10 protein-coding genes are annotated in these 11,270 nt (G+C 72.7%); 1 reads left to right on the top strand and 9 read right to left on the bottom strand.

Translation table 11 applies throughout. The features are described from left to right. Nucleotides 1–30 precede the first annotated feature (30 nt). From DSM104299_RS01890 to DSM104299_RS01850, 9 genes are all read right to left on the bottom strand, one after another. On the bottom strand, nt 31–675 hold the full coding sequence (locus DSM104299_RS01890) for a DJ-1/PfpI family protein (protein WP_349294613.1): 645 nt from the start codon (nt 673–675) through the stop codon (nt 31–33). Further along, the gene (locus DSM104299_RS01885) at nt 675–1,679 is read right to left on the bottom strand and encodes a GlxA family transcriptional regulator (RefSeq protein ID WP_432419758.1); all 1,005 of its coding nucleotides are present in this window, start codon (nt 1,677–1,679) and stop codon (nt 675–677) included. The genes DSM104299_RS01890 and DSM104299_RS01885 overlap by 1 nt, the downstream gene beginning before the upstream one ends. A 61-nt stretch (nt 1,680–1,740) precedes the next feature. Further along, nucleotides 1,741–3,204, bottom strand: coding sequence for an amidophosphoribosyltransferase (gene purF, locus DSM104299_RS01880; protein ID WP_272475588.1), 1,464 nt, complete (start codon nt 3,202–3,204; stop codon nt 1,741–1,743). A 90-nt stretch (nt 3,205–3,294) separates the two neighbouring features. Continuing rightward, complete coding sequence (locus DSM104299_RS01875) at nt 3,295–4,875, bottom strand: Na+/H+ antiporter (RefSeq protein WP_272475587.1); 1,581 nt, start codon at nt 4,873–4,875, stop codon at nt 3,295–3,297. Nucleotides 4,876–4,927: 52 nt separating this feature from the next. After that, nucleotides 4,928–7,141 (bottom strand): phosphoribosylformylglycinamidine synthase subunit PurL, encoded by a 2,214-nt coding sequence (gene purL / locus DSM104299_RS01870; protein ID WP_272475586.1) that lies wholly within the window; start codon nt 7,139–7,141, stop codon nt 4,928–4,930. Nucleotides 7,142–7,151: 10 nt separating this feature from the next. Further along, entirely contained in the window at nt 7,152–7,784 is a 633-nt protein-coding gene (purQ, locus tag DSM104299_RS01865) for a phosphoribosylformylglycinamidine synthase subunit PurQ (protein WP_272475585.1), read from the bottom strand. 11 nt (nt 7,785–7,795) lie between these two features. Then, nucleotides 7,796–8,023 carry a phosphoribosylformylglycinamidine synthase subunit PurS gene (gene purS, locus DSM104299_RS01860; protein WP_272475584.1) on the bottom strand — a complete coding sequence of 76 codons (228 nt, stop codon included), beginning with the start codon at nt 8,021–8,023 and terminating at the stop codon, nt 7,796–7,798. Further along, a complete protein-coding gene (locus DSM104299_RS01855; RefSeq protein ID WP_272475583.1) occupies nt 8,020–8,904 on the bottom strand; it encodes a phosphoribosylaminoimidazolesuccinocarboxamide synthase in 885 nt (294 codons plus the stop codon). Before DSM104299_RS01855 ends, purS begins: the two co-directional genes overlap by 4 nt. Before the next feature lie 28 nt (nt 8,905–8,932). Then, nucleotides 8,933–9,598: a TetR/AcrR family transcriptional regulator gene (locus tag DSM104299_RS01850; protein WP_272475582.1), complete on the bottom strand. Its 666-nt coding sequence runs from the start codon at nt 9,596–9,598 to the stop codon at nt 8,933–8,935. A gap of 149 nt (nt 9,599–9,747) precedes the next feature. Between DSM104299_RS01850 and DSM104299_RS01845 the strand changes: the two genes are divergently transcribed. Then, nucleotides 9,748–11,232, top strand: coding sequence for an MFS transporter (locus DSM104299_RS01845; protein ID WP_272475581.1), 1,485 nt, complete (start codon nt 9,748–9,750; stop codon nt 11,230–11,232). Nucleotides 11,233–11,270: the final 38 nt, after the last annotated feature.

Raw genomic sequence — 11,270 nt, 5'->3', positions numbered from 1 at the left:
CACACCCGGCGCGCTCCCTCCGCACTTCCGTCACGAAACGCCCGCCGCCTGTGACGCCATCGCCGCCCGCACCGCCGCGACGAGCGCCGGATCGGCGTCGTCCACCGAGCCGGAGTCAAACGGCGGCTCCGGCTCGTACTCGATACCGAGCTGAATCGCGCGCGCCGTGTCCTCTCCCGCGATCCGCGCGGCCAACGTCAGCGCCATGTCGATCCCGGCCGACACGCCCGCCGCCGTGACGATCTTCTCGCCGGCGAACACCACGCGCCCGCCGACGGGGCCCGCGCCCCACGAGGCGGCGAGGGTCTCCAGCTCCGTCCAGTGCGACGTCGCGGGGACGCCGCGCAGCAGCCCCGCCGCGCCGAGCAGGAGCGAGCCGGTGCAGACCGACGTCGTCCAGGTCGTGGTCTCATGGATCCGCGCGATCCACGACACCCACTCCGCGTCTGCCGTGAGCGCGCGTGTGGTGGGCCCGCCCGGAACGACGAGCACGTCGCACGCCGAGACCTCGTCCAGCGACGCTTCGGCCATCACGGACAACATGCCCGTCTCGGTCGTGACCGGCCCGATCTCCTCGCCCACGAACCGCACGCGGCCCAGCCGCGAGAGCACCTCGTAGGGTCCGACCGCGTCGAGCGCGGTGAAGCCCCTGTACACGGGGATGACGATGTCCATCATGCTGAGACCACCAGCTCCTGTCCTTCGTTGTCGATGTTGTTGCAAAACCGCTCCCGGTACGCCGCCGGGCCGACGCCCAGCCGCCGGTGGAACACCCGCCGCAGCACCTCGGCGCTGCCGAAGCCCGCGCCGCGCGCCGCGCCGTCGACCGCCGCGCCGCCCTCGAGCAGCGTCCGCGCCCGCTCGACGCGCAGCCCCTCGACGTACGCCGCCGGCGTCACCCCGGTCTCCGCCCGCCACGCGCGCGCGAACTGCCGCTCGCTCAGGCACGCCCGCGCGGCCAGCGCCGCGATCGAGAGGTCGGCCGTCAAGTTGTCGTTCATCCACGCCTGCAGCTCGCGCAGCGGCTCGCGGACCGCGGTCTGCGCCGCCAGCCCCGCGCTGAACTGCGCCTGGCCGCCCGGGCGCTTGAGGAACAGCACCAGCCAGCGTGCGACCTCCAGCGCGACCTCCGACCCGAGGTCGTCCTCGACCAGCGCCAGCGTCAGGTCCATCCCGGCGGTCACGCCCGCGGAGGTCCAGATGTCGCCGTCGCGGACGTAGATCGGGTCGGGATCGACCTCCACCGCCGGGAACGCCCGCGCCAGCGCGGCGCAGTACGCCCAGTGCGTCGTCGCGCGCCGCCCGTCGAGCAGGCCCGCGTGGGCCAGCGCCAGCGCGCCCGTGCACACCGACGCGACTCGCCGGGCCCGCGGCGCCGCGCGCCGCAGCCAGGCCACGGCGGGGTGCTCCGACGACAACGCGCGCGTGCCATCGCCGCCCGCGAAGATGATGGTGTCGATCGGCGCGCCGCGGCGCGGGTCCGGCAACGCGCCGCACGACAGCGCCAACCCGTTGCTCAGCGTGATCGTGCCGCCGCCGCTCGGAGCGACCACCGAGACCTCATAGGCACCTCCCGGTCCAGCCAGCGCCGAGGCGCCCTGGAGCACCTCGACCGGGCCGAGCACGTCGAGCGACTGGGCGCCGTCGAGGGCGACGATCACAACACGCATGCCGCGCATCGTCCTCCCTGCCGCCCGTGGCGGCAAGGACGCCTACCCCACGATCTCGGACACGGCCGAACTAGACGGCGGCAGCCCGTGCGAGCGGCAGCTCGAACGCGTCCTTGGCCTGCCCGGCCTCGGTGCCGGGCAAGGGGTACTCACCGCTGAAGCACGCGTCGCAGTGGTTCGCGCGGTCGCCCTTCACGGCCTCGTACACGCCCTCCAGCGAGAGGTACGCCAGCGAGTCGACGCCGAGCTCCTCGGCGACCTGCGCCGGCGTCCGCTCGTGCGCGATCATCTCCTCGCGCTTGCTCATGTCGATGCCGTAGAAGCACGGGTGCTTGATCGGCGGGGCCGAGATCCGCATGTGGACCTCCAGCGCGCCGGCGTCCCGGAGCATCTGCACGATCTGGCGCGTCGTGTTGCCGCGCACGATCGAGTCGTCGACCACCACGAGCCGCTTGCCGCCGACGATCTCCGGCAGCGGGTTGAACTTCATCCGCAGCCCGTGCTTGCGCAGCTCCTGGCCCGGCTGGATGAACGTGCGCGCGACGTAGCGGTTCTTGATCAGGCCGTCGTCCTGCGGCAGGCCGGCGGCGCGGGCGAACCCGCGCGCGGCGGGGTTGCCGGAGTCCGGGACCGCGATGACGAGGTCGGCGCCCGGCGCCGGGGCCTCGCGCGCCAGGATCTCGCCCATCCGGCCGCGGGCGGCCTGCAGCAGCTGGCCGTTCATCCGCGAGTCCGGCCGCGCGAAGTAGATGTACTCGAAGACGCAGAACGCCTGGCGCTCGCCGGAGACGACCTGCTTGGTGCCGATGCCCCGCTCCGACAGCGTCACGACCTCGCCCGGCGCGACGTCGCGCATGAACTTGGCGCCGATGATGTCGAACGCGCAGGACTCGGAGGCCACCGCGTAGCGGTCGCCGAGCTGGCCGAGCGCGAGCGGTCGCAGACCGGCCGGATCGCGGAACGCGACGACCTTGTCCTTGGTCATGACGACCGTCGAGAACGCGCCCTTCAGGCGCGGCAGGACGTCGGCGACGGCGTCCTCGACCTTCTCCGCCGGGTGCGTCGAGATCAGCGCGGCGATGATCTCGGAGTCCGACGTGGAGGAGAACTGGACGCCCTTGGCGCGCAGCTCGGCGTGCAGCTCCACGGCGTTGATCAGGTTGCCGTTGTGCGCCAGCGCGAGCTCGCGGTGACCCGCGCTGCTCGCGCTGCGGTGCACGGGCTGCGAGTTCTCCCACTCGTTGGAGCCGGTGGTGGAGTAGCGGACGTGGCCGATGGCCAGGTCGCCCGCGAGGGCACGGAGGTCGTGCTCCTTGAAGACCTGGTTGACCAGGCCCAGCGCGCGCTGCGTGATGATGTAGCCGCCACGGTCGGCCGCGGCGATGCCCGCAGACTCCTGGCCGCGGTGCTGCAGCGCGTAGAGGGCGAAGTAGGCCAGGCGCGAAACGTCGTGCTCGGGCGCGTAGATCCCGAACACGCCGCACTCGTCGCGCGGGCCGTCGCGCTCGTCGAGAGGGGTGTTCTGCTCGGTCATGAGGACCGCCCGAGTCAGACGCGGCGGCAGGGCGCAGGGTAGCAACGCCCGCGGCGGCGTCCGCGTCCGCGATCGACGGAGGTTGCGGGCTCAGTCCAGCCGGGCCTCCTGGAGGTCGAGGTCGCGCTCCACCGTCTTCAGCGCCTCCTCGGAGATCTCGCCGCGCGCGTGCAGCTCGTGCAGGGCGGCGCGCTCGGAGCGCAGCAGCTCCTCGCGCAGCCGCTCGAAGGCCTCGACGTGCTCGCGGTCGGGGTCGCCGCGCTCGTCCTGCGGCGCGCGCGCGTGCTCGAGGCGCGCCTCGTACAGCTCGCGCAGGTGCTCGGTCGCGCGGTCGTCGTCGGCCGGGTCGCGCCGCATCTCGTCCAGGCGCGCGAGCGCCGCCTCGGCCGCGGCGCCACGGGCGCGCGCCTCGTCGGCGGCGTCGTCGGCCTCGTCCCGGCCCAGCCCCGTCGCCTTGATCAGCGCCGGCAGCGTGAGACCTTGGAGCAGCAACCCCAGCACGATCACCGAGAACACCGTGAAGACGATCAGCTCGCGCTGCGGGAACGGCGCGCCGCCGTCGACCGTGGCGGGGATCGCCAGCGCCGCGGCCAGCGATACCGCGCCGCGCATCCCGGCCCAGCCCGCGACGAGCCGCTCGCCCGAGCTCAGCTCCGGCGGCTCCTCCTTCGGCTCGCCGGGGATCAGGCGGCGCAGGAACGGGCCGACCGAGAACATCCAGATCACCCGCAGGCCGAGGACGACGGCGAGCGTGATCGCCACCGTGAGCGTCACGCGCCCGGCGTCGAGGTCCTCGATCCCGCTCGCGACGTCGCGGATCTGCAACCCCATCAACAAGAACAGGGTCGACTCCAGGATGAACGTCAGCGCGTTCCAGAAGCCCTGGGCTTCGATGCGCGCGGTCGCCGAGAACAGCCCCTCCGAGCGCGCGCCGAGGTAGAGGCCGACGGTGACGGCCGCGAGGATCCCGGAGGCGCCGATCGCCTCGGCCGCGATGTACGCCGCGTAGGGCGTGAAGAGCGACAGCGTGATCTCGATCGGCGCGTCGTCGATCCGGCCGCGCACGCGGTTGATCAGGTAGCCGACGGCCAGGCCGATCGCCACGCCGCCGGCGCCGGTCGCGACCAGCTGCCACGCGCCGTCGAGGACGGAGAACGTGCCGGACACCGCGGCGCCGACCGCCAGCCGGTAGAGCACGAGGCCGGTGCCGTCGTTGACCAGCGACTCGCCCTCGATGACCGCCGACAGCTGCGGCGCGACGCGCAGCCGCTGCATGATCGCGACGGCCGCGACCGGATCGGTCGGCGCGAGCACCGCGCCGAGCACGAACGCCTCGGCCCAGCCGAAGCCGGGGACCGCGAGCTTGACGACGACCGCGACCGCCACCGTGCTCGCCGCGACGAGCCCGATCGCCAGGACGCCGATCCGCCGCGCCTGCTGGCGCAGGTCGCGCGGGGACGAGTTGAACCCCGCGCCGTAGATCAGCGGCGGCAGGAACACGAAGAACACGAGGTCCGGATCGAGCTCGACGGACGGCAGCCCAGGCACGAGCCCGACGGCCAGGCCGCAGACGACCAGCACGATCGGCGACGGCACGCCGACGCGCCGAGCCGCCCCGGCCAGCACGGTCACGGCCCCGAGCAGGCCGACGAGGATCTCCGCAGATCGCATTCGCGGTCGGGCTACCCGCTCGACGACGGCCGCGACCCTGGCGATCCGTGCGCTACGGGAACAGCGGTGCCAGCGCGGCGGAGGCCGTGTGGAGGTCGGCCAGTGGCCAGCGCTCGGTGAGGCTGGAGACCGAGACCTCGAGGTGGTCGCCGCCGACGGTGCCGAGGATCGTGACGGGCACGCCGTCGGCGCCGAGGCCTTCGAGCGTTGCGCGCGGGCCGGAGACGACGAAGCCGCCGGAGCGCTCGCCGAAGAGCGTGGTCCAGACGTCCTCGGCGTCGCCGAGGTCGAGCGCGGCGCCGCGGTCGCCGGCCAGCGCCGACTCGGCGATCGCGACCAGCAGGCCGCCTTCGGCGATGTCGTGCGCGCTGGTCAGCGTGCCGGCGCGAACGGCGGCGCGGATCGTGTCCAGCGTGCGCGCGACCGCGGCGACGTCGATCTCCGGCAGCCCGTCCGGGAGCGCCTCGCCGCGCAGCTTGGACAGCTCGCTGGCGTCGAGCGACGCGCCGTCGAGGTCGAAGCCGACCAGCGCGATCGCGTCGCCGTCCCGGGCGAACGCCAGCCGACCGGCGCGCGTGGCGTCGGGCAGGATGCCGACCATGCCGACGACCGGCGTCGGGTAGATCGGGCCGCCGGCGCCCTCGTTGTAGAGCGACACGTTGCCGCCAACGATCGGCGCCTCCAGCGCGCGGCACGCCGCCCCCAGGCCGCGCACGGCCTCGGTCAGCTGCCACGCGATGTGCGGCTTCTCGGGGTTGCCGAAGTTGAGGTTGTTGGTCGTGCCCAGCGGCTGGGCGCCGACCGCCGCGAGGTTCGCGGCGCACTCCAGGACGTTGCCGACGGTGCCCCAGTACGGGTCTGCGGCGACGCGGCGGCCGTTGCCGTCGATCGACGTCGCGATCGCCGGCGCGCCCTCACCCATGTCGTGCAGGTGCAGGACGGCGGCGTCGGCCTCTTCGGGCCGGCGCACGGTGCGCGACTGGACGATCGCGTCGTACTGCTCGAACAGCGGACGGCGCGACGCGAGGTTCGGCGACGACAGCAGCGCGACGAGCGCCTCGCGCACGTCGGCCTCGAAGCCCAGGACGACGGGCGGCGCCGGGTACAGGCCCGCCGCCGGCTTCTCGGGCGCCAGGTCGTACAGCGGCGCGTCGTCGACCAGGCCGGTGACCGGCATGTCGCCGACGAGCTCGTCGCCGCGCAGGATCCGGAAGCGGTTGCCCTCGGTCACGGTGCCGATCGCGGTGCCGTTGACCTCCCACTTCTCGCAGAGCGCCAGGACCGCGTCGACCTTGGCCGGCTCGCAGACGCACAGCATGCGCTCCTGCGACTCGGACACCATGATCTCGAACGGCTCCATGTCGGCCTCGCGCAGCGGGACCTTGGCGACGTCGAGGTCGAGGCCGACCTCGCCCTTGGCCGCCATCTCGGAGGCGGCGGACGTCAGGCCCGCGGCGCCCAGGTCCTGCAAGGCCACCAACAACCCGGACGCCAGCAGCTCCAGCGAGCACTCCAGGAGCTTGGACTCCTCGAACGGGTCGCCGACCTGCACCGACGGGCGCTTGGACTCGTCGGCCACGTCGAGCTCGGTCGACGCGAGCACCGACGCGCCGCCGATGCCGTCGCGGCCGGTGGACGCGCCGAACAGCACAAGGACGTTGCCGACGCCGGCCGCGGCCGACCGGATCATGTCGTCGGTCTTCGCCAGGCCGATCGCCATCGCGTTGACGAGGCAGTTGGTCTCGTAGGGCGCCTCGAAGACGACCTCGCCGCCCACGGTCGGCACGCCGATCGAGTTGCCGTAGTGGCCGATGCCGGCCACGGCGCGGTCGAGCAGGTAGCGCGAGCGCTCGGAGTCCGGCTCGCCGAAGCGCAGCGAGTCGAGGACCGCGATCGGCCGCGCGCCGAGCGCGAAGATGTCGCGCAGGATCCCGCCGACGCCGGTCGCCGCGCCCTGGAAGGGCTCGACCGCGGACGGGTGGTTGTGCGACTCGACCTTGAACGCGACCGCCCAGCCGTCGCCGACGTCGACGGCGCCGGCGTTCTCGCCCGGCCCCATGACGACGGCCGGCCCCTCGGTCGGCAGCGTGCGCAGCAGCTTCTTGGAGTGCTTGTAGGCGCAGTGCTCGCTCCACAGCAGCGAGAACATCGCCAGCTCGACCTCGTTGGGCTCGCGCCCGCCGAGCTCGTCGACGACCATCCGGTACTCGTCGCGCGTCAGGCCGAGCGCGACGGCCTGCTCGATGGGGGGGCGGGCCGCATTCACCGCGGCGGCCTCAGGCGACGGCGACACGGGCCATCCCCTCGAAGAGCTTGAGCCCGTCGGCCGAGCCGCCGGTCAGGACGTCGACCGCGTGCTCGGGATGCGGCATCAGGCCCATCACGTTGCCCTGCTCGTTGACGACGCCCGCGATGTCGTCCTGCGAGCCGTTGAAGTTGTGGCCGGCGGCGTAGCGCAGCACGACCTGCGCGTCCGGCACGTCGCCGAAGAAGCAGCCGGTCTGGTGCTTGGCCGGGATCGACAGCGTCTGGCCGACCTCGCAGGTGGAGGTGAACGGCGTGCTCGTCGTCTGCACCTCGAGGTCCACCTGGCGGCAGACGAAGCGGAGGTCCTTGTTGGGCAGCAGCGCGCCCGGCAGCAGACCCGCCTCGCACAGGATCTGGAAGCCGTTGCAGATGCCGAGCACCGGCCCGCCGGCGTGGGCGAACGCGATGACCGACTCCATGACCGGCGAGAAGCGCGCGATCGACCCGGCGCGCAGGTAGTCGCCGTAGGAGAAGCCGCCCGGGACGACGACGCCGTCGACGCCCCGCAGGTCGCTGTCGCGATGCCACAGGGCGACCGGCTCCGCGACCTTGCTCACGGCGAGCCGCGCGTCGGCGTCGTCGCAGGTGCCGGGGAAGGTCACGACGCCGAGCTTCAAGAGCCGACCGCCTGGATCTCGTAGTCCTCGATCAGCGGGTTGGCCAGCAGCCGGCGGCACATGTCGTCCAGCTGCGCCTCGTCCTCGACGTCCAGCTCGACCAGGCGGCCGACGTGGACGTTCGCGACGCCTGCGAAGCCGAGCGCCGGCAGCGCGCGCTCGACGGCGACGCCCTGCGGGTCGAGGATCCCGGCCTTGGGCCGGATCAGCACGCGCGCCCTCATGCCGACGTCCGCGCCAGCCAGGCGTCGAACGACTCGCCGCAGACCAGCTCGTAGGCCTCGACGTACTTCGCACGCGTGCCCGCGACGACGTCCTGCGGGATCTCCGGCGCCGGCGGCGCCTTGTCCCAGCCCGTGCCCGACGCCCAGTCGCGCACGTACTGCTTGTCGAACGACGGCTGGCCGTGGCCGGGCTCGTAGCCCTCGGCCGGCCAGTAGCGCGAGGAGTCCGGCGTCAGCGCCTCGTCGCCGAGGATCAGCTCGCCGGCGCTGTTGATCCCGAACTCGAACTTCGTGTCGGCCAGGATCACGCCGCGCTCGGCCGCCTGCTCGGCGGCGAAGGAGTACAACTCGATCGAGACGTCGCGCAGGCGCGCGGCCATGTCCGGATCGCCCAGGATCTCGCCGGCCTGCGCGAGGTCGATCGCCTCGTCGTGCCCGACGTCGGCCTTGGTCGACGGCGTGAAGATCGGCGTCGGCAGCTTCTGGGACTCGCGCAGCCCGGGCGGCAGCTCGATGCCCGAGACCGCGCCCGTGGCCTGGTAGTCCTTCCAGCCCGAGCCGGTGATGTAGCCGCGCACGACGCACTCGACCGGCAGCATCTTGAGCTTCTGGACGGCCATCGCGCGGCCGCGGACCTCGGCCGGCACGCCCTCGGTGGCCGAGATGTAGTGGTTGGGCACGATGTGCCCGGTCTTGTTGAACCAGAAGGCGGAGATGCCGGTCAGCACCTTGCCCTTGTCCGGGATCCCGTTGGGATGGACGACGTCGTAGGTGGAGATGCGATCGGAGGCGACCAGGAGAAGGCGATCGTCCAGGTCGTAGATCTCACGGACCTTGCCGCTGGCGACGAGCGGCAGGTCGAGGTCGGCGGCGGCGGTCACACGCCCCAAGGTATCGAAGGCGGCGGCGTCAGTGAGTGACGGATCCGGCCGACTTCGCGGAGATCTCGCGCGCCATCGCGCACGGATCCGCGGCGCTGCCCGGAAGCGCCGGCTGACCGGACCGGATGCCGGCGAGCACGAGCTCCAGGTAGCGGTCCCACGCCGCCTCGCAGAGCAGCATCCCCGGCATCGGCCGGATCGCCGCGCCGAGCATCTTGACCATCGTCGACAGGTCGCCCGGCTCGACGCCCTCGCGCAGCACGCCCGCGGCCTGCGCGGGCGCCAGCACGGTGGCGAGCGCGGCGAGCATGCGGTCGGTCAGCTCGACCGGCGGGTTCAGGCCCGCGCTCCAGCGCGCGGCGACCGCGTCGAAGAAGGCCGTGTTCTCGGCCTGCAGCCGGATGTGGCTCATCATGAAGACGCGCAGGCTCTCCATCGGGTCCTCGAGCTCCAGCGCCCGCTGCGCCGAGACCTCCATATCGGCCACGAAGCCCTCCAGCACCGCCAGGACGAGCGCGTCCTTGGTGGGGAAGCGGCGAAAGAACGTAGCCTTGCCGACGCCGGCGCGCCGCGCGATCTCCTCGACGCCGACGTCGAGGCCGCGCTCGGCGAACGCCTCGCGGGCGGCTTCCAGGATGCGCTCCAAGTTGCGCCGTGCGTCGGCGCGCATAGGGAGGGCATTCGGGACCGTCATGGCAACCACGGTAGCAGTCCCGACCCCCCAAACGGACCACTCGGTCCAGAAAGACGGACCGACCGGTCCGAAAAAGCGGACCGACTGGTTCGCTTGTGCTACGGTCATCCGGACCGACTGGTCCGCTTGCTCTCCAACCCCACACCCTCATGACCGACCTCTCCTCCCCCACTTCCCAGGCCCACGTGACCGAAGACTCGCCAATCGCGCGCCACTGGCTCGTGACGGTCGTCGTGGTCTGCCTCGCGCAGTTCATGGTGATCCTCGACGCGACGATCACGAACGTCGCCCTGCCCTCCATCCAATCCGACCTGAAGTTCAGCGCCGGCGACCTCCAGTGGGTCGTCAACGCCTACATGCTGGTCTTCGGCGGCTTCCTGCTCCTCGGTGGTCGCGCCGGCGACCTGCTCGGCCGGCGCAAGCTGTTCGTCGTGGGCATCACGGTGTTCACGGCCGCGTCGCTGCTCGACGGCCTGGCGACGTCCCCAGGGTTCCTCGTGGGCGCCCGCGCGCTCCAGGGCCTGGGTGCCGCGCTGGTCTCGCCGGCCGCGCTGTCGATCATCACGACGACCGTCCCCGAGGGCCCCGACCGCGCCAAGGCGCTCGGCGCCTTCGCGGCGATCTCCGGCGGCGGCGGCGCCGTCGGCCTGCTGCTCGGCGGCCTGCTGACCGACGCCCTGTCGTGGGAGTGGGTCTTCTTCGTCAACGTCCCCGTCGGCATCGCCACGCTGCTGCTCGCGCTGCGGTTCGTCCCCGAGTCCAAGGCGGAGGACACGCGCGGCGGCTTCGACCTGATCGGCGCCTTCCTGGTGACCTCGGGCCTCGTGGTGCTGACCTACGCCATCGTCAAGGCGCAGGACTTCGGCTGGGGCAGCCCCAAGACGCTCGGCCTCGGCGCCGGCGCGATCGCGCTGCTGGTCGCCTTCGGCTACGTCCAGACGCGGCGTGCCGCGCCGCTGGTCCGGCTGTCGATCTTCCGGACCCGCACGCTGACGACGGCGAACGTGACGACGCTGTTCCTCCTGAGCGGCATGAACGCGTTCTTCTTCTTCGGCTCGCTGTACTTCCAGCAGATCAAGGGCTACAACGCGCTCGAGTCCGGCGCGGCGTTCGTCCCGATGACCGTCGGGATCATCGCCGGCTCGGTCAGCTCGCAGAACCTGATCGCGCGGTTCGGCGTCAAGGCGGTCCTGCTCGGCGGGCTCGTGCTCGGCGCGCTGGGCCTGGCGTGGATGACGATGCTGACGCCCGACAGCGGCTACCTCGGCGGGTTCCTGCCCGGGATCATGCTGCTCGCGCTGGGCATCGGCCACGCGTTCGTGCCGCTGACGCTGATCGCGACCGGCGGCGTGGACCCCGACGACCAGGGCCTGGCGTCCGGGCTGTTCAACACGTCGCAGCAGATCGGCGGCGCGCTCGGCCTGGCCATCCTGTCGACGTTCGCGATCTCGGCGACCGACCATGCGACGGGCACGCACGCCGAGGCGCTCGTGCACGGCTACACGGTCGCGTTCGCCATCGGCGCCGCGCTGCTGGCCCTGGCCGCGGTCGTGGTGGCGGTCACGCTCCGCGCCCGCGAGGCCAACGCGAGCGCCGCGGCGGCCGAGGGCGTCGAAGCACTGGTGGCGGCGTAGCGAAAGCCGCCGCAGGAGAGGCGCGTGGCGGCGGCGGC

Origin of the sequence: Baekduia alba, from assembly GCF_028416635.1 — a bacterium.
Lineage (GTDB): Bacteria > Actinomycetota > Thermoleophilia > Solirubrobacterales > Solirubrobacteraceae > Baekduia > Baekduia alba.
The sequence above is the reverse complement of the archived record's forward strand: the minus strand, read 5'-3'. Positions and strand labels throughout refer to the sequence as shown.